This is a genomic window from Synechococcus sp. PCC 6312 (assembly GCF_000316685.1).
Taxonomy (GTDB): domain Bacteria; phylum Cyanobacteriota; class Cyanobacteriia; order Thermosynechococcales; family Thermosynechococcaceae; genus Pseudocalidococcus.
In genome coordinates this window covers 1,068,539-1,087,615 of sequence record NC_019680.1, presented here as the reverse complement: position 1 = coordinate 1,087,615, position 19,077 = coordinate 1,068,539, and the positions used below count along the sequence as shown (strand labels likewise).

Genomic DNA, 19,077 nt, shown 5'->3' with positions numbered 1-19,077 from the left:
ATCCTAACCTCCAGCAACCGGGGGAATAAAGACTACCTGGGCCTGGTCAGTAATTTGGTCAGTCAGTTGCAAAAAATGATCATTAACGGCCACTTGAACCTGACTTAAGGGTAGAGAAAACCGATACCGACTGGCTAACCATTGATAGAGTTCACCATAGGTTTTTAGATCGGTGGTGATGATTTCTTCGCTCAGTTGGGCTTGCTCTTGTAAGGCGGCAAAATAACGAACGTTAATGGTGTTCATGGCGGACTTGGTGATATTCATCAGGGGTATTAATATTAGCGATTTCTTGAGCCAGGCCTGGGGTGATAAAGTAACAATTACTCATTTGCAGGACTTTGACTGGACAATAAATCTTGGCTGTTTTAGCGCGTTGAAATTGTTTCAGGGCCTGAGGGGTATAAAGGGCGCAAAGGGGTTCAGGAAAACCATGTTCTGGGTTTTGATAACAGGTGGCAACCACCTCATCATGATAATTTTCCAGTAGTTTTTCAATCGTACCAGCGTTCACATAGGCTAAATCACAGGCCATGATCAGCCAACAGGCCTCTGGATGGGTTTCTAAGGCGGTTAAAATGCCCCCCAATGGCCCCAGATCGTCATCATGATCTACAAGGGTCGGTAATGAAGCTAATTCTGTGTTGCACCATTGCTCTCTGCGGGCCGAGAGATAAACGTATTCACAATAGTTACTTAGGAGATCAAAAATGTGCTTAGCATGGGGTTGGTCATAATATTTTAGGAGTGCTTTATCCTGCTGCATCCGTTTACTTTTCCCCCCAGTCAGCACCAGGCCATAGAGGGGTTGCGGCACTCGCTTAAAGTTTGTTTTACCCCCGGTTTTAGTTAAGAGTTTTGTCTGAGAAATAGTTATCTGTGGGGAAACTGCTTTGCACATATCATAAATCGTTAATGCAGCGACCGAAGCTCCACAGAGGGCTTCCATTTCCACGCCGGTTTTATAGCTGGTTTTGACTTCACAGGTAATCATCACCTTCAGGGTTGAGTCAATCTCAATGACAAACTTACAGGACTCGATGGGAATTTGATGACAAAAGGGAATCAGATCACTGGTTTTCTTCACGGCCATGGTTCCCGCAATGATTGCCGTTTGAATCACCGGCCCCTTTTTGAGAATGAGTTCTTCCCCCTGTAAATAGGGTTTTAAAGCCAGCGGTAATTGTATTAAAGTTTGGGCTACAGCTTGCCGTTGACTGTCTGATTTCTCGCTAATATCCACCATTGTTGGCTGATTATTCGGATCAATATGGCTCAGCATTTAGCCTCCAATTTGGTGCATGAGATGGGTCACTTCCGGTGGTCTTAAATAGGGTTTCATTCCTAACAGTTGTTCATAGACTGCGAATCGTTGCTCATGATTTAGTCCCCGGATTGAATGCCCATCAGTTTTGAGTAAACAGGCCCGTAAAATCCCATCAGCGGACAGTCGCCAGCGAGAACAATGACCACAAAAAGGTTGAGATTCTGAGGCAATAAAACCAATGCTGGCCCCACAGTCAGTCCGAAAGTTAAAGGCCGTGGAGTCAAGGGGCATGGCCTGGGCCTGGAGTGTGTATCTTGTTTTGAGGCGATCAATCAGTTCTTGGGCGGCAATAAATTGATCCTGTTGTTGTGGACAGGCCTGGCCAATTCGCATCAGTTCTAAAAACCGGACTTCCACAGCTTCATGTTTGGCATATTCGACAAAATCAAACAATTCTTGATCATTAACGCCCCGCATCATGACCGCGTTGATTTTAATCCGAAAGCCCTGTTGTTTTGCTAAGGTAATATTTGCTTGAATTTGTCGAAGGTTGCGGCCGTGGGTAATTTGGGTAAAAATTTCTGGATTTAAGCTATCTAAACTAATGTTCAAATCTAAAATTTGATGTTGGCATAAGAGTTCTAAATAGCGATGTAACAGGATACCATTAGTTGTCAGAGATATTTTTTTCAGATGACAACGACTAATAGTAGTTAAGATTTCGGGCAGGGCCTGGCGTAAGAGGGGTTCTCCTCCCGTTAAGCGAACTTCTTCCAGGCCCAGCGTGACTAACTCATTAATAATTTCCCCGTATTCTTTCGGTCTGAGATAGCGGTTAACCTCCATAAACTCAGCATGGATTGGCATACAGTAATGACAACGCAAATTACACTGATCGGTGAGTGAAACCCGCAGCTTCCGAATTCGGCGACCATAACTATCAACCAACATACCGATTTACCAAGGAAAGAACGGAAATGATTCACCTGCCTTAAATATCGAGCGATCTGCGGGTAATTCCACAAAGCCATCCGTTGGGGCCAATGCCACAAAATCACCGGAGTTTTTCATAGGATGGGGTTTCGCTAAGATGCGGGCATCAGAACTGAGATGGGATTGCACTGGCAAAAAATAAGTTAGGGGTTTCGGAAATTCAAAATCGGTGGTTAATTGGGCAAACATCGGTCGCTGATTAATAATATATCGATGTAAACAAACTAAACTAGAAACCGGATTTCCGGGGAGGCCAAAGACAGCCGTTTGCTGATCATGATCAACCCCAAACCATAGCGGTTTTCCCGGCCGTTGGGCCACGCCATGAATATAGTTTTTAACGCCAGCTTGAGTCCAAACCGTGGGTAAATAATCAAACTTGCCTTTGGAAACTCCGCCGCAATAAATCAAGAGATCATAATGGGTTGTTTGGGCTTGGTAATGCTTTGTCATTAATTCTGGATCATCGGGAACATAATCAAGGTCAATATGGGGATAACCCTGACGGATTAAAGAAGCTTTGAGGGCATAGGGATTTGACATACGAACTTGGTGCGGTTGCGGGGCCTGGTGGACTGGAATTAACTCTTGGCCTGTGGCAATAATTTTGATCCGGGGATAGCGTTTGATCAGCACTTGGCTTTGACCGACAGAAGCTAAAATTCCCCAGGCCGGCCCGTTCAATTTCACCCCAGGCCGTAACAACACCTCACCTAAACTAAAATCACTCCCTTGGGGATGAATATTCGCCATTGGTGCCCAGGCCTGGTCATGGATGATCTCAGCAATCCGTGACTCCCCCTCAGACGTAATCTCAATTTCTTCATAGGGAATCACCAAATCACAGCCATTAGGTAACACTGCTCCAGTCATGACTTCATAACAGGCCAATGGATCGGTTAATGTTAGTTTCGGTTCACCCGCCGCAATTGTTCCTAAGACTCTAAATGCACGTTGACCGTGATCATAAGCCTTCCAGGCCAGAGCAATACCATCCATCATGATTCGGTGGGCAGCGGGATAGGCTCGATCAGCGGTAATGGTTTCAGCCAAAATTCCCGACCGTACCTGTTCAATGTCAACGGCTTCCCGCCCCCAATCCGGTAAATGGGTTTTGATAATTTCAACAGCAGCTTCAACACTAATCAAGGCTGACATGGGGGTGACTCCGGTTTCACTTTCTGGAGATTGAGCGGCGTATATTGCCCCAAGTAATACAATCCTGTACCGACAACCGTACCAATCAAAAATCCTTGGGGGACACTAAACGCAATCACCGCCACCAACAACGCAATCATCCAATCTTGAGACTCCTGCACCTGATCCCCAATTAAACTCAGCAACCCCCAGGCCTCAAACAGAAGAATCACCCCCAAAATCGGCATTGGGAAAATTCCTAAGACATCATTAAAGACGGCACTAAAGAGCAAGCCTACGATTAAATACAGCCCGCCATACATGACCACGGCTCCCCCGGTTCTTGCACCTAAGGCATAATGCCCCACCAGGCCCCCACAGCCATGACAAACGGGCACACCGCCAAAAAACGGCACAATTAAATTCACCAGGCCATAGGTCAAGCCAATCCGGCGAATACTCAAAGGTTTTTCCGGAAATAAATCTTGGGCGGTTTGTTGCGTCGAAATCACAGCATTGGAAATAGACAAGGGCAATTGAGGTAAGGCTAACAGAAACAGGCCTGGCAGAAGGGCAGCGGGGTCTAAGGTTTGAAATTCCGGTGTTTGCCACTGAATTCCGGTGATAATCCTTGACCAGGGTAAACCAATGCTACAGGCATAAAGCAAGCCTAATCCGATGACGACTAGTCCGGCAGGAATTCCCTTTTGTTTCGGTAAACCCACCAAGATTAAAAAGCCCAGGCCGGCCAGAAGATAGCCCCAAGTATTGCCATCGGGAATATAGGTTTTTAAGGCTAAAGAGGCCAACGATAACCCCAGGCCAAACTGACAGCCTCGCACCACGGGCAAGGGAATGACTCGGGCTAACCAGGACAACGCCCCGGAAAGACTCAAGGCCAGCATAATCAGCGCAATTAAAAATCCTCCTGCCCATAACGTCTGACCCGATAGCTTTTGTGTCATGACAATTACGGCCATGGCTTTCAACGGTTGCAGCGGCATCGGTAAACCATAGATCACCCCGGAAAGCACTTGCCCCAGGCCAAACAGGGTAAACACACTGGCACTGCTTAAATGGGCAACGGTGATCAACCCGACCAACAATGGTAAATCGGTGCCAATATCGCCAAAACTGCCACTGAATTCTTGACAATTAAATCGAAGCCGGGGGTACTGCATAGGGTACTCAGCCAAGTATTGAAATGTTAGGTGTAGTCAAAACTAAGTTCTTAAGATAGCCGAAAACTGCCACAATCTTGAATAAACGGCCACTCTATAACTTTGCCCGTATTCCCTTTTCTATCGTTACGATCATTTATCTTTTTTCTCTCACTTTCCAATTTGATATCCTTGGCAATTTTGATGAGACGACAAACAACAATATCACGAAATAAACTCTATATTTTTTTGAGTTAAAAGTGGCTCAATTCGGTTATTTGCTAACTCAACATAGCTCTTATCTAATTCATAGCCAATGAAGTGACGTTTAGTATTAATTGCTGAAATTGCTGTAGAACCACTTCCAATAAAAGGATCAAGGATGATGTCGTTTTTATAGCTATAAAGCTGAATTAAACGAAATGGTAATTCAGTGGGAAAGGGAGCGGGATGTCCAACTTTTTTAGCTGATTCTGGATTCATCGTCCAAACCGATTTTGTCCACTCCATGAACTGCTCTTTGGTGATGGTATTTTCTCGATGCTCCTTTTTTCGTTCAAAAGTGCCTTTAGAAAACACCAAAATATATTCATGTGTATCTCGCAAGACTGGATTTGAAGCTGACTGCCAGCTACCCCAGGCCATGGAGACACCAGCCCCAGCGCCTTTTTGCCAAATAATTTCTCCTCGCATGAGAAAGCCTATTTCAATCATTATTTGAGAAATATAATCAGATAAAGGAATATAGGGTTTTCGTCCTAAATTAGCAACATTAATACAGGCTCGGCCACCATTCACCAAAACTCGATAGGTTTCCTGAAAAACATTTTTAAGGAATTTCAGATATTCTTCAAGTGAAAAGTCTTTATCATATTCTTTAGAAACATTGTAGGGTGGTGATGTAATCATCAAATGAATAGAATTATCTGGAATCTGTACCATTTTTTCAGAGCTTCCCCAAATAATACTATCTAGATATTCACAAGGAAAATCATTTTCTATTTCAGGAAAAGATGCTATCTTTTTTTTGAATTTTGAATACAGTTTTGAGTTGTAATAATCAGACGAGTCGTGATTAATTCGAGATGTTGAGCCAAACTTACTTGTCTTTGAACCAGATTTCATGTCCAATATCCTGAAAAATAATTTCTAAATACCTAGGTAATTAAAATAAATGGAGGATCCGATTGAAGATAAAACTTAGCTTCTGGAACTCCTTTTAGCTGTCCATGAGAATATCTGCATTCAATTCGCATTCGTACATCACTAAAAACTTTAACGCTTCCATTATCCTGAATATAAAAGTCAAAGTCAATATATATATTTAGTTGAGACACTGGAACATTGGGTACTGCTGGCTTAGTAATTACTTGACAATTGTGTTTTGAGGGAACTTTATAAAGAACAGGATGTTGTTTGTAGCATTTAGCGTAATAGTATTCATAATCATAAATTTGAAACCATTCAAGAATTTTATCCACGTCAGGATTAAGATTTTTATTTATAAACTCAACAACAGCATTTCCAGATTCGATAGCACAACTTCTCTTTAAGTATTCATATCTATTGTCAGTCCCTTCCAGATTATTACTAATCCATTTGCTAAAAGTATGTTCTACAATATCTCCACCAAGACGATTATTAAAAGATTGCTCTCTTACTTTTTCGACAAAAGATATTGAAGCTGATCTTTGTTGATTTTTAAATTCTAGTGAGAAACCATTTTTTTCTACATTGTATATTTGCCCATTGCTCCTTATAAACTGTATTTTTTGGGATCTTCTGATATCTAGTTTTAGCTTGACATAACAATATCTAAACCATTCTTCAAGTTCTTTATGGGAAAAATACCGAAAGATATGAAGTCCTTTCTTAAATCTCGGCTGTATTTGAGTAAGATCATTTATATAGTTATTAAAGCCAGGATTTTTCAAGATAAAACTATCTTCTTTTATTGAAAATCCAATCTGACCAACTTTAATATCAAATGGACATTGAGATTGTGTTTGCGGCCCTAACCATAAAATTGGATCGGATGTCTGTAGAATTTGCTGCTTCTGATTTAATTTGTCAACAATATATCTTCCAAGGATCAAGCCATTTGTGATTGAGTTTTGATATTCATAAATATCTTGGTTGGTTATTCTTGAAATTTGAGTCGAATAACATGTAATATTGTTGCAATATAAATTTGTGTATCGATTGAAATCAAATATACAATCGATGGACTGAACTAAATTATTATTTAATCTACTTCCGATGCCTATAATAACACTTAATTCATTTAAGTTTGTCTTGATAGATGCCATGGTTTATCTATTTTTTATAAAATGTGCACGGATTTAGCTTTATGAGTTAGCCTTACTATACAGTTTTAGTTTTCCTCTTAAATTACTCTAATGCATAATATTTGGAGACTTAATACAGTTAACTGATATTTTAGGCATTTAAGGCTTGCATCAGATCATAACGGGTAATAATTCCCACCAGGCCCCAGCTTTATCTAAAACAGGTAAACGGCTGATGTGGTGATGAATAGTGGCAGATGGCAAAATTGAACTAGCCCCTTACGCCCATGTCCAGGCCTGGATCGAACGGGTGAAACAATTACTGGGTTATCTCCCCATGGCTGGTTTGTAGGAATGTAACCTCTAAATATTAGGAGAGAAACCTGATGACAAATCCTGGTTGGGCCTATCCTGAATCCCCGTTTCATGCCGGTGAATTGGCGATTCAAACTCGCTTGGGTGTCCAGGAGCGCATCGATAAACAAGGGCGGCGGATCATCCGAGATTATTTACCGGAACAGCAGCGGCAATTTTTTCAACAACTTCCCTATGTCATTGTCGGGTTGGTAGATACTTTAGGCAGGCCTTGGGCTTCCATTCTCGTGGGTCAGCCGGGGTTTCTCTCATCTCCAGATGAACGCACTTTGGTGGTTTCAACTCAGCTTTGGCCTGGGGATCCCCTGATTCAAAACCTCGCGACCGGGGTTGATATTGGTTTCTTGGGGATTGAACTCCACAGTCGGCGGCGCAATCGGTTGAATGGGGTGGTGACAGCGGTTTATCCCGATCATTTTGTCGTGGAAGTGGGCCAGAGTTTTGGCAATTGCCCCCAGTATATTCAAGCCCGGACGGTTGAATTTGTGGATCGTGGCTCCAATTCAGCCGCATCAGTCCGTTCCATTCCAGGCCTGGGCCTGGCCGAGCAAACTCTGATTCAAGCAGCGGATACATTTTTCATTGCTACGGCCTATCAGGATGAGTCTGCCGGGCGAGGTCGGGGTGTGGATGTGTCTCATCGGGGCGGAAAACCGGGGTTTGTCAAGATTGAGGGTCGTACACTCACCATTCCTGATTTTTCCGGCAATCTCCAATTCAATACCTTTGGCAATTTAGAGTTAAACCCTCTCGCAGGCTTGATTTTTATTGATTTTATCGGGGGTGATGTGCTCTATCTCACTGGCCGGGCCTGGGTGATTTGGGATGGAGACGAAATTGCCACCTATGAGGGAGCCGAGCGGTTACTCCGGTTTGAGCTTGATGAAGGCTATTACGGAAAGAATACCTTACCCGTGCGTTGGTCAGAGCCAGACTTTTCCCCTTTTTTACAGGATATGGGGCCGTGGGTTGCGCCAGAGGAAAAGGGTTTATGAAGCTCCATGCTGATTTCAGTCAACGGGTAGTTGTGGATACCAATAGCCTGGCCTGGGTGGATTCCCCGCTTCCAGGAGTGCAAAGACGCATGTTAGATCGGGATGGGGATGAAGTTGCCAGAGCCACATCCATTGTCCAGTACGCCCCTAACAGTTACTTTGCCCCCCATACCCACGACGGCGGGGAAGAATTTCTAGTTTTGTCCGGCACATTCTCGGATGAATGGGGAGATTATCCCCCTGGAACCTATGTCCGTAATCCCTGTGGATCGTCCCATCGCCCCTTTAGTCGTGACGGTTGCATAATTTTCGTTAAACTCTGGCAAATGGATCCAGCAGACCAAACACGGGTTGTGATTCAGACATCTGAACAGCACTGGTTTCCAGGCCTGGTTCCGGGGTTAAACGTAATGCCGCTACATACCTTTGGCACAGAAAATGTTGCCCTCGTCAAATGGGAACCGGGAACTCAGTTTCAAACTCATCGACATTGGGGCGGCGAAGAAATCTATGTGTTAGAAGGGGTCTTTGCGGATGAACAGGGAACCTATCCCGCCGGGGCCTGGTTGCGCAACCCACCCAACAGTATTCACACGCCCTTTAGTGAGATGGGCTGTACGATTTGGGTCAAAACCGGACATTTAGATATTGTTGTGACTAAGATTAATTGATAAAACTTTAGTCTTTGTTGGCCATGATGCCAAATTCTCGGAGGGCGGGCAGGAAATTACGGTTTTCATGGCCAGGTTGACTCAGTTTAATCAGGGCAAACCGCTGGAGTGGCGTTAACTTAGCCCAGGCCTCGACTGAGAACAAACTTTCTCCTATTTTCAGGATAAATTCTCCAATCACTTGATCTGGAATTTGGGTAGGATTCAACCAGGCCGGGTTTTCAGAAATTTCTAAGGTTTTGGCAGGCGTTCCTGCATGGGCAGTTACCCAGGCCTGGAGTTTTTCAGCGTAAGCACCAATCTCTTCTGGGGAATCAAACGGGCAATCAATCAAATCTTGTCGTTGGGTCATCGAAAACTGATGCCAATGATTCAACTTCAGCTTCACCCCACAGGTATCCAACCGATAACGAACAATCATCGGAATACAGCGCAGAGAATCAACAAATTCAGTCTCAAATTCAAAGAACATACGAATAACTAGAATGAAAATCTATGTAACCATTTTTGCAGGATACCGTTGCTATTTGGCTGGGTGTTGCAAACAGTTATAGTCCCATTTCATCAATGGATCGAGTTGTTTAAATTGCTGTACAAAGCCTATTTCTGATGGTCATTTTTGCAAGATTTTAGAAAAAAAGGTGAGTGTAACAACGAATAACTGGTAGTCGTCATCCCTATAATCACCTGGACATAGAGAAAATTCTCACAATCTCTATTTATTGCAATCAAGACTTAAAAATTACAACTCTCAGAGCCTTAAGGAAAATATCTGGGTTATCTGAACAAGGCTTGTTCTATTTAAAATCATTAAGAATGTCAAAATAGAGAAAGCCATCAGCCAAAATCCGCGGAGGTGAGGGGAATGACACTGACCACTGACCTGAGAACTCTTACGGTTCAAGAGTATCACCACATGATTGAGGCGGGCATTTTGGCCAGTGATGAGCGGGTTGAGTTGATTCAGGGGCAACTTTACAAGATGACAGCAAAAGGGACAGCCCATAGTGCAGCCGTGACTCGCATTGATCGGATATTCTCCCAGCAATTAGCCAACCAGGCCCTATTACGCTTGCAAGACCCAGTCCAGCTCAGTGATTTTTCCGAGCCAGAACCGGATATTGCCATTGTTAAAGTTGACCCGTTGGACTATGAAGACCATCACCCCACTCCCGCTGAAATCTTTCTACTCATTGAAGTGGCAGATAGTACACTGAGGCGAGACCGTGACCTAAAAGTTCCCGTTTATGGACAGTCTGGCATCAGGGAATATTGGATTTTAGATGTGCAGCAGCGATGTCTTTATGTCTTTCGTCAACCTAGCCCAAGCGGATACCAGGATGAGCAACAATTAACGGAACAGGACACGGTTACACCCCTGGCATTTCCCAACTGTCGAATTGCGGTTAAGGCTTTTTTGAACTCACCCCAGAGTCTTCTAACGTAAGGCAGGAATATTGATATTACCTTGCTCTGCTGGTGTGGCAAGTTGGGACGTTGCGGTTACTGATCTGACCGGAATCAATTGTACGGCACAGGCCTTGAGTTCAGGTTGTAAGGAAATGGGACAGGCTTCGGGATGGGTTAAGGCATTTACTTCGGTATTATCCCCCCAAAGAAATCCCCAATGCATCGGCATAAAAACAGTTCCCGGCGTAATCGCTTTGGTAATCAGCACTGGTAAACAGGCCAGGCCCCGGCGAGATTTAATTTCGACCAGATCATCAGGTTTCAGACCCAGTTGTTTGGCATCACGGGGATGAATTTCTAACAGGGGCCTGGGGTGCATTTTCGTAATTTTGGCAATATGGCCAGTGCGGGTTTGCGTATGCCAATGGCCATAAAGTCGCCCGGTTGTTAAAACAAAAGGAAATTCATCATCCGCAGGTTCTGCCAGGCCCCGAGAATGTTCCAAGGCAAATTTAGCCCGATGATTTGGAGTTAAAAATTGGAAATCCGTATAAAGCCGCTTTGTTTGTTTAGCTATTTCATCACTGGCATTAACATCACAGGGCCATTGCAGCGGGCCTAATTCTTGGAGTCGTTGATGACTGATGCCCGATTGATCACAGACTCGCCCCTGGGTTAACTGGACAAACTCACCATAGACAGCCGCCGCATCAGCAAAATTGAATTTATCGGCAAAGCCCAATCGCCGCCCCACTTCGGCAAAAATCTCCCAATCTGGCCGGGCTGATCCGGGAGGCTCTCTAAACTTTGGGCATAGTGTAACTCGCCGTTCTGAATTTGTCATTGTCCCTGTTTTTTCGCTCCACTGGGCTGCGGGTAAAACCAAATGGGCATAGGCAGCGGTTTCGGTGGGGAAATAGGCATCCTGATAAATCGTGAAAGGGGAACGTAATAAAGCTTTTTTTACCCGTTCTATATCCGGTAAACTCACCGCTGGATTGGTGGCCGCAATCCATAAACAGCCCACATCTCCGGTTTCCAGGCCCCGAATCATCTCCCACACCGAACGGCCAGGAGCAGGAGAAATCTGGCCTGGGGGTAATTGCCAAAATTCTTCCAGGTCTTGCCGATGTTGGGGATTTTTGACGAGCCGATACCCGGGTAAAAGATGGGACAGTCCCCCCGCTTCTCGCCCGCCCATGGCATTGGGTTGCCCCGTCAAGGAAAACGGCCCACTTCCCGGCCGGCCAATTTGCCCCGTCAACAAATGGAGATTAATTAAGCTGCGGGCTTTGGCGGTTCCTTCAGAAGATTGGTTAATTCCCATTGACCAGAGGGATAATACTGCCTTGGCCTGGCCCCAATACCGGGCTGCTTTTTCCAGGTCAGTTACCGTAATGCCACAACGCTCGGCTACCATTTCGGGTGGATATTCGGCCACCACCTGAATATATTGGGCAAACCCTTGGGTACACTCATCAATAAATTCCGCATCAATTAGCCGCCACTTTAAGAGCAAATGCCCCATGCCGTGGAGTAAATCAATATCGGTGCCAGGGTTAATCGCTAAATGTAAATCCGCCACCTCGGCCGTAGGAGTAGAGCGGGGATCCACAACAATCAGCTTCACCTTGGGATTAAATTTATGGTGCTTACGGAGACGATTAAAGACAATCGGATGACATTCGGCCGTATTCGTGCCAATCAAAAACGCACAGTCCGTCAGTTCTAAGTCGTCATAACAACAGGGGGGGCCATCAGAGCCAAAGCTGTTGATATAAGCCGCCACCGCCGAAGACATACAGAGCCGGGAATTGGCATCAAAGTTATTCGTCCCTAAACAGCCCTTAAGCAACTTTTGAGCCATATAGTAATCTTCCGTCTGGAACTGCCCGGAACCATACATACAGATGGCATCAGCCCCCTGGGTAAACCGAACGGATTGAATTCGCTTAACAATGTGATCAAAGGCCTCATCCCAACTAATCCGTTGAAAAGATTGATCCAAGCGGTCTCGCCACAAGGGATAGAGCAATCGCTGCTGATCCACAGATTCGAGAATGGTTGCCCCTTTGACACAAATCATCCCCTGACTAGAGGGATGCTCCCGATCTCCCCGGATTTTATAACCCGTTGCCGATTGGCTGTGAGGAACCGCTTCCAGGCCACAACCAACCCCACAGTAGGGGCAAAGCGTTGAAACATTAGTCGGTGGGTTAATGGGGTCTGGCTTATTCGCCCGAGATGATGAACGAGTCTCTCGGACTAAAAGCTGCTGGCAGGGGATAACCTCGGCAATTTGGTTGGGATGAGCTTGATGGTAAACCTTAACTTCATCGTCTGGATTAGCCCCAAACAATATCTGTTGTCCGGGAAAGACGACCCGCTCCCAGGCCCCATCTTGCACTAACCGGATTACCTGTAATTCTTCAGATATATTGCGGTAATAACAGAGGTGCAGGGGCGTTTGCACAGCCAAGGTGGCCTGGGTGGGAAAGTCATCCATCTTCGTTACAGTTCCCTAATCAGGAGAGTGAGTCAAAATGATTGGATCAGAGTCCAGGCCTGGTTCTAGGGGTAATAACTCTCCTTCGTGATGGGCTGCAAAAGAGCCTTGGGGTTCACGTAAGAAGAAGACACAGAGAAACGTCACGATTAAAGCAGCTACACCAAGAGTTTGGAAGAAAATTTGATTACCCACTGCACCTTCGGGTAACAAACTGTAGAGCGTTGTATAACAGACCGCCCCGACATTGCCATAGGCCCCAACATTGCCGGCAATTTGCCCCGTGACCCGCCGTTTAATCAGCGGCACAATTGAAAAGGTTGAACCTGTACCCAGGTGGACAAAAAAGCCACAAACTGCGGTAACCATCAGAGCAACAGGGAGCCACCAGGTACTATTTTGCCCTGCCATAAATAAATAGCACAGGCCCATCCCCGCAGTCACCAGAACCATTGTCCATTTCCGACTCCCAAACCGATCTGAAATCACCCCACCCCCCGGCCGCGCGATGATAACCATCCCGGCATAGCTCGCTGCAATCATGCCAGCATAAGCTTTAGGTAAGCCATAGGTTGATTCAAAGAAGGTGGGCAGCATGGAAACTACCGCTAATTCAGAGCCGAAATTAACGATGTAGGTCAACTCCAACAAGAAAACTTGACCAAATCGATACCGATCCGTTGCTGGGTAGCGTTTATTTTCGGTAAATAATGCTTTGTTAACATCCCAACATTTGTAGGATTGGAATAAATATAATCCGACTAAACCAATCCAAATCAGGCCCATAGTTGCCGCATCGATCAAGCCGACTTTTTCTAATCGCCAGGCCAGCAGTCCTAAAACGGCATTCAGCGGGATATTAGTGGCCAACATCAACCAAAAATCTCGAATACTCGTGACTTCAATGCCGCCATGTCGCTGGGGTTTTTGGTAAACTTTACCCGCAGGTGTATCAGTAACATTGAGATAATAAATCACCCCATAGATTGCAGCAGCAATTCCAGTCAAAGCAATCGTTAAGCGCCAGTTACCTTCACCCCCCGAGAAAAACGCTAACCCTAACGCAATAGAAGGCAATGCAAAGGCTGCGGCTGCCGAGCCAAAATTTCCCCAACCGGCATAGATACCTTGAGAGACGCCAATTTCCTTGGGCGGAAACCATTCTGAAACCAAGCGAATGCCAATGACAAAACCAGCTCCGACAATACTTAGTAATAAGCGACTAATGACTAGCCAATAAAAGTCTTGAGCCATGGCAAACATCACACAAGGAATTGCGGCAAAGCCCAATAAGCAACTGTAGGTTATCCGTGGCCCATACCGATCCAAAATCATGCCAATGATGATCCGAGCTGGCACAGTTAACGCCACATTACAGATGGCCAACGTCCGAATTTGGCCTGTTGTCAAACCTAAGTCCGCTTTAATCATTGAGGACAAAGGGGCCAAGTTAAACCAGACCACAAAGGTTAAGAAAAACGCAAACCAAGTTAAATGGAGAATGCGGTATCGATCTCGGAATGAAAAAAGCTCTCGTAACATAATCAAGTCCTAAATGACTACAAAGCAAATTGAGAATGGGGGTCAGGAAATCTGGAAAAGCGACTGCAAAACCCCATCAGCCGGTTCACCCAGCCGATTGATAGAGGTTAAATTCAAGTTCCTTAAACGAGAATCAACTTGGGATCTGTTGCTGTTTTGACCGCCGGTGCCCGGGGCCGAGCATCAAACCGTTCAATTAATAGGTCAGCCAAAATGGCCTGGAGTTCATCGCAGGGAATACTTTTGCGGACACAGGTTCCCAACTTTGCATCTTTGCCAACTTTGCCACCGAGATAGAGATCCACCCCGTCCACGGTTTCCCCATTGCGCCGGACTTTTGTTCCCATCAGGCCAATATCCGCCACCTGGGGTTGGCCACAGGAGTTGGGGCAACCTGTCCAGTGAATCCGCACCGGCCGAGATAGTTCCAATTCGGCTTCCAGAGCCGTACTCATAGCCACGGCCCGACTTTTGGTTTCAATCAGGGCAAAGTTACAAAACTGAGCCCCCGTACAAGAGACCAGGGAACGATGTAAAGGAGTTGGGTCAATGCCAAACCGACTCAAAATGGGTTCCGCCAACAGGCCAGGGAGTTGAGCATCGGGAATGTGGGTGAGAATAAAATTCTGTTCGACAGTCAGCCGCACTTCCCCGCTGCCATAGGTTTGAGCCAGCCGCCCCAGTCCCAGAAAATCGGAGGCATACAGCCGCCCCACGGGAATATGGAGGCCGACATAATTGAGTCCTGGTTGCTTCTGCGGATAAACCCCAAGATGATCTCGCTTTTCCCAGTTAATTTCATCCTCAGGGGCAGCATTGAGGAGTGGAAAAGCTAACTTAGCGGCCACTTCTTGGCGAAATTTGGCCAGGCCCCACTGGTCAATCAACCACATCAAGCGGGACTTTTGCCGATTCGTCCGGGGGCCATGATCCCGAAACAGTTCCAAAATTGCCCGGCACAGATCAATCACGGCCTGATCGGGAGTTACCCAAGCATCCAATGGAACCGCTGCTTCACAGCGTCGGGATGAGAAAAAGCCCCCCACCAAGACGTTAAATCCTAAGACTCCTTCTCGATAGGCCGGGACAAAGGCAATGTCGTTGATTTCGGCATGGACAGAATTATCGCGACCCCCCTCAAGGGCAATATTAAACTTGCGGGGCAGATTACTAAACTCCGAGTTGCCTTGGCCGTTATTGGTAATCATGGCCTGGAGTTGGGCCACCAGAGGGCGGGTATCAATCAGTTCATCCCGCTCAATCCCAGCGACAGGCGAGCCGGTAATATTGCGGACATTGTCCATCCCCGATTGGATTGACGTTAAGCCACAGGCCTGGAGACGGTCAAAAATATCGGGAATATCCTCAATCCGAATCCCACGAATTTGCAGGTTTTGCCGGGTGGTAATATCGCCACTGCCACTGTCGCCATAGCGTTGGACAATTTCACCAATGGCCTGGAGTTGGTCACTGGTCAAAATCCCGTGGGGAATCCGCAGCCGCAGCATAAATTGGCCGGGGGTGACGGGGCGGAAAAAGATGCCCAACCATTTCAAGCGCAAATCCCGGTCATCTTCGGGAATATTCTCCCAACCGATGGCGGCAAAATGCTCCAACTCGCTCTGGACTGCCAGGCCATCTTTAACTGCTTTGACCGCCTCAAATTTATTAGCCACAACTGATTGCTAGGTCACAATAGCCGTCACTGTATGAATTTATTTCAGGAGGGTTTTGTAACTTAAACTACATTTTCTTGATATCAATGCAATATCATCATGTCAGTGATGCGGCTTCTGCATAGTGTTATTGAATATACATTTTTCCAACAAGAACCTGATATCGGAATCAAAGGAATGTATCTTATTTTACTAAATCTCATCGAGAAATCCGCTACGGTTTAATCCCTAAGTCATCCCTCAATCAAATGAAATCTTCCCGACAGCCTCAGGAGTCACAATTTTGGCGGTGCGTTTAGAGCAATTACAGGCCTTTTTGGAAGTGGCGGAACGGGGAAGTTTTCAACAAGCTGCCCTTGAATGTGGTGTCAATCAATCAACCATCAGTCGCCAAATTCAAGCCTTAGAAACAGAACTAGCAACTTGTTTATTTCATCGGAGTGCCCAAGCCAAGCTCACCGTATCGGGAACAATGTTTCTGAAGCGGGCCCGTAAAATTTGGCAAGAGTGGCAAACTGCAAATCAAGAACTGAGTGAATTTCATCAAGGCAAACAAACAGAATTATGTGTAGCAGCAATTCATTCCGTTTGCGCGACGGTATTACCCCCGCTATTGCCTCAGTTTTGTCAACACTATCCCCAGGTGCAATTACGAGTAACCGCGTTGGGCAGTGATCGGGCTTTAAAGGTCTTGCGGGATGGCCTGGTGGATGTGGCGATTGTTATGAGTCATCGGAATTTAGCTCAGACGGCGGAGTTGGTGGTTCACCCCCTGTATCACGAACCCATTGGCCTGTTAATGGCGGCGAATCATCCGTTAGTCGAAAAGACAACTATTACTTGGGAGCAGATTGCGGCCTATCCCCATGTGGTTTTTAAAGATGGCTATGGGATGCGGCGGTTAGTAGAAGATGAGTTTTCCCGACAAAATACTCCATTAATTGCGGCTCTTGAACTCAATACACCGGATGCCTTTAATGCCGTAGTTAGTTCGAGTCAAATGTTAGCGTTATTGCCAGAGTCAATGTTAGGCGATGCTGCCAAAAATCCTGAATTAGTTGTCCGTTATTTTAACAAGAAAAACTCATCCGATGGGATTGATTTACAACGAGAAGTCACGGTTGTTACGACTGTTGATCGACTCAAGATTCCCCCGATTGCTGACTTCTTTCACCTGATCACCAAAAAGTTAGCTATCACACCTCAGCTTTTAGCGGTTTAATCATAGTTAATTATTTTGAGAACATCATGAGTCGAGCGTTTCGGGAGTTATTAAAAAAAGTTGGCAGTGGGGCCCATACAAGTAAAGATTTAACTCGCTCTGAAGCGGCCCAGGCCATGACCATGATGCTCACCCAAGAGGCAACTCCGGCCCAGATTGGTGCATTTTTAATTGCCCATCGGATTAAGCGACCTACAGGCGAAGAGCTAGCCGGAATGTTGGATGCGTATGAACAGCTTGGCCCGAAAGTTCCTCCTATCAATTCCGCTCAACCTGTGGTGCTTTTAAGTCAACCCTATGATGGCCGAGATCGGACAATGCCCTTGAGTGTCTTAACGGCGTTAATTTTGGCCGCAGCGGGTTGTCCGGTCTTGCAACATGGGGGGGAGCGGATGCCCACCAAAGAAGGAATACCGTTAATTGATTTGTGGCAGGGCCTGGGGGTGGATTGGTCAGGCTGTTCTCTGGCTCAGATACATCAGATTTTAGAAGCCACAAACCTGGGATTTGTTTATTTACCGACCCATTTTCCCCAGGCCCAGGCCCTGGTTCCCTATCGCGACCAAATTGGTAAACGCCCCCCCTTAGCCACCTTGGAATTGATTTGGTCACCCTATGCCGGGCCTTGTCATGTCGTCGCTGGATTTGTTCATCCCCCTACGGAAACGATGATCCAGGAGGCGTTGACCTTAAGAGGGGTAACGGAATTTACAACAGTCAAGGGCCTGGAGGGCAGTTGTGATTTACCCCAAGAACGCACCGCCATTATTGGCTTACATACAGCCTCCCATGGTCAATTGAATCTAACTCGACTACGCCTTCATGCCCAAGATTATGGTTTAGGGGGCAAGAACCCGGCCTGGGTCAATCTGAATGATGCAATAGTAGCCATGGAAGCAGTTTTAGATGGTCGCTTTAATCAACTTCGTCAAGCCCTGCTTTGGAATAGTGGCTTTTATCTATGGCAGCGTAATAGTTGTGAAAACTTGACGGCGGGGATTCAACTGGCGGCTGAATTATTAGATTCTGGTCAGGTAAAGCAGCAGCTTAAATACCTTAAGCAGGTTTGTGATACTCATTCAAGGCACTGATTGGGCCAAGTTAGGATATGTTCTACTGGCAAAATTTCTAGATTTTCCTAAGCTAGGCGAGCCTAGTTAACACTATATGAAGCTGATCTGGAATAGATGATAAGGCGATGTAATTTTTCTGGTTCAAATTTAACGCGATAAGTTAGCTCATAAAATTACATTTTTTCTTTATAAAATATTTATATTCTAGTTTATTTACCGATATAAATAAGTTCTGTCAGATATAGTATTCCTGATTAAGAGTGCTTATTGGGACAATGTTTTTAGAATAAATACTTCAAGTTGATCTGGATTTTTGTTATTTTTTCTGATACAATAAAAGCTGTATCTGTAAAGCTAGGTGCACGGTTTATAATTCTAGGATTACGCGAAAATCCAAAGCCCTCATTAGGAATTCCAAGGAAGTTAGTATTAAGTTTTCCATCATTATTAAAGTCATGAATAACTGCAACTGCATAACGTCCAGGAACTAACTCTTGAAAGCTAGCTGAGGTTTCTTCAGCTGGGACACAAAGAGAAGCAAGAGCAAGATCACTCTGAGTTGGAAACCCTTTCTCGCTCGAAAATAAACTGAGACACAGAGTTCCGCTCCGATTTTTCAATCCACTAATTTCAATGGTTAACTTACTAGTAGGGGATGCACTTGCAGTTGACAACATTATCTTATTTCCAAAAAATGAAACCAATAGTGTAGCAATCAATAATCCTCTCATCCCAGTCATCATAAAATACTTCTAAAGATTA

Annotated in this window: 17 protein-coding genes; 5 read left to right on the top strand and 12 right to left on the bottom strand. The window is 45.4% G+C overall.

Features of this window, described 5'->3' with window-relative positions; genetic code table 11:
* Positions 1 to 3: 3 nt before the first annotated feature.
* The 7 genes from moaD to SYN6312_RS05345 form a co-directional block, all read right to left on the bottom strand.
* Positions 4 to 246, bottom strand: a complete 243-nt coding sequence (moaD, locus tag SYN6312_RS05375) for a molybdopterin converting factor subunit 1 (protein ID WP_015123846.1) — start codon at positions 244 to 246, stop codon at positions 4 to 6.
* Positions 233 to 1,282, bottom strand: a complete 1,050-nt coding sequence (gene moaC / locus SYN6312_RS05370) for a cyclic pyranopterin monophosphate synthase MoaC (RefSeq protein ID WP_015123845.1) — start codon at positions 1,280 to 1,282, stop codon at positions 233 to 235. Before moaC ends, moaD begins: the two co-directional genes overlap by 14 nt.
* The gene (moaA, locus tag SYN6312_RS05365; protein WP_015123844.1) at positions 1,283 to 2,218 is read right to left on the bottom strand and encodes a GTP 3',8-cyclase MoaA; all 936 of its coding nucleotides are present in this window, start codon (positions 2,216 to 2,218) and stop codon (positions 1,283 to 1,285) included.
* A 6-nt stretch (positions 2,219 to 2,224) separates the two neighbouring features.
* Positions 2,225 to 3,418 (bottom strand): molybdopterin molybdotransferase MoeA, encoded by a 1,194-nt coding sequence (locus SYN6312_RS05360; RefSeq protein ID WP_015123843.1) that lies wholly within the window; start codon positions 3,416 to 3,418, stop codon positions 2,225 to 2,227.
* The gene (locus SYN6312_RS05355; protein WP_015123842.1) at positions 3,406 to 4,578 is read right to left on the bottom strand and encodes a putative sulfate/molybdate transporter; all 1,173 of its coding nucleotides are present in this window, start codon (positions 4,576 to 4,578) and stop codon (positions 3,406 to 3,408) included. Before SYN6312_RS05355 ends, SYN6312_RS05360 begins: the two co-directional genes overlap by 13 nt.
* A 204-nt stretch (positions 4,579 to 4,782) precedes the next feature.
* On the bottom strand, positions 4,783 to 5,682 hold the full coding sequence (locus SYN6312_RS05350; protein ID WP_015123841.1) for a site-specific DNA-methyltransferase: 900 nt from the start codon (positions 5,680 to 5,682) through the stop codon (positions 4,783 to 4,785).
* A 32-nt stretch (positions 5,683 to 5,714) separates the two neighbouring features.
* Positions 5,715 to 6,866, bottom strand: a complete 1,152-nt coding sequence (locus tag SYN6312_RS05345) for a hypothetical protein (protein WP_015123840.1) — start codon at positions 6,864 to 6,866, stop codon at positions 5,715 to 5,717.
* Positions 6,867 to 7,231: 365 nt separating this feature from the next.
* Between SYN6312_RS05345 and SYN6312_RS05340 the strand changes: the two genes are divergently transcribed.
* Both SYN6312_RS05340 and SYN6312_RS05335 read left to right on the top strand, forming a co-directional pair.
* Complete coding sequence (locus tag SYN6312_RS05340) at positions 7,232 to 8,215, top strand: pyridoxamine 5'-phosphate oxidase family protein (RefSeq protein WP_015123839.1); 984 nt, start codon at positions 7,232 to 7,234, stop codon at positions 8,213 to 8,215.
* On the top strand, positions 8,212 to 8,886 hold the full coding sequence (locus SYN6312_RS05335; protein WP_015123838.1) for a cupin domain-containing protein: 675 nt from the start codon (positions 8,212 to 8,214) through the stop codon (positions 8,884 to 8,886). The genes SYN6312_RS05340 and SYN6312_RS05335 overlap by 4 nt, the downstream gene beginning before the upstream one ends.
* A 7-nt stretch (positions 8,887 to 8,893) precedes the next feature.
* Here the strand turns inward: SYN6312_RS05335 and SYN6312_RS05330 are convergent, their stop codons facing one another.
* On the bottom strand, positions 8,894 to 9,358 hold the full coding sequence (locus SYN6312_RS05330; RefSeq protein ID WP_015123837.1) for a nitrate reductase associated protein: 465 nt from the start codon (positions 9,356 to 9,358) through the stop codon (positions 8,894 to 8,896).
* Positions 9,359 to 9,751: 393 nt separating this feature from the next.
* Between SYN6312_RS05330 and SYN6312_RS05325 the strand changes: the two genes are divergently transcribed.
* Positions 9,752 to 10,333: a Uma2 family endonuclease gene (locus SYN6312_RS05325; protein ID WP_015123836.1), complete on the top strand. Its 582-nt coding sequence runs from the start codon at positions 9,752 to 9,754 to the stop codon at positions 10,331 to 10,333.
* Here the strand turns inward: SYN6312_RS05325 and SYN6312_RS05320 are convergent.
* From SYN6312_RS05320 to SYN6312_RS05310, 3 genes are all read right to left on the bottom strand, one after another.
* Positions 10,325 to 12,802, bottom strand: a complete 2,478-nt coding sequence (locus tag SYN6312_RS05320; protein ID WP_015123835.1) for a molybdopterin-dependent oxidoreductase — start codon at positions 12,800 to 12,802, stop codon at positions 10,325 to 10,327. The two genes, SYN6312_RS05325 and SYN6312_RS05320, sit on opposite strands and share 9 nt — an antisense overlap.
* A gap of 15 nt (positions 12,803 to 12,817) precedes the next feature.
* Positions 12,818 to 14,344 (bottom strand): NarK family nitrate/nitrite MFS transporter, encoded by a 1,527-nt coding sequence (locus SYN6312_RS05315; protein WP_015123834.1) that lies wholly within the window; start codon positions 14,342 to 14,344, stop codon positions 12,818 to 12,820.
* 122 nt (positions 14,345 to 14,466) lie between these two features.
* The gene (locus SYN6312_RS05310; RefSeq protein WP_015123833.1) at positions 14,467 to 16,020 is read right to left on the bottom strand and encodes a ferredoxin--nitrite reductase; all 1,554 of its coding nucleotides are present in this window, start codon (positions 16,018 to 16,020) and stop codon (positions 14,467 to 14,469) included.
* A gap of 289 nt (positions 16,021 to 16,309) precedes the next feature.
* Between SYN6312_RS05310 and SYN6312_RS05305 the strand changes: the two genes are divergently transcribed.
* The gene (locus SYN6312_RS05305) at positions 16,310 to 17,242 is read left to right on the top strand and encodes a LysR family transcriptional regulator (RefSeq protein ID WP_041431182.1); all 933 of its coding nucleotides are present in this window, start codon (positions 16,310 to 16,312) and stop codon (positions 17,240 to 17,242) included.
* Between the two features lie 26 nt (positions 17,243 to 17,268).
* The gene (locus tag SYN6312_RS05300) at positions 17,269 to 18,333 is read left to right on the top strand and encodes an anthranilate phosphoribosyltransferase family protein (RefSeq protein ID WP_015123831.1); all 1,065 of its coding nucleotides are present in this window, start codon (positions 17,269 to 17,271) and stop codon (positions 18,331 to 18,333) included.
* 263 nt (positions 18,334 to 18,596) lie between these two features.
* Here the strand turns inward: SYN6312_RS05300 and SYN6312_RS05295 are convergent, their stop codons facing one another.
* Positions 18,597 to 19,058, bottom strand: coding sequence for a DUF2141 domain-containing protein (locus SYN6312_RS05295; RefSeq protein ID WP_015123830.1), 462 nt, complete (start codon positions 19,056 to 19,058; stop codon positions 18,597 to 18,599).
* Positions 19,059 to 19,077: the final 19 nt, after the last annotated feature.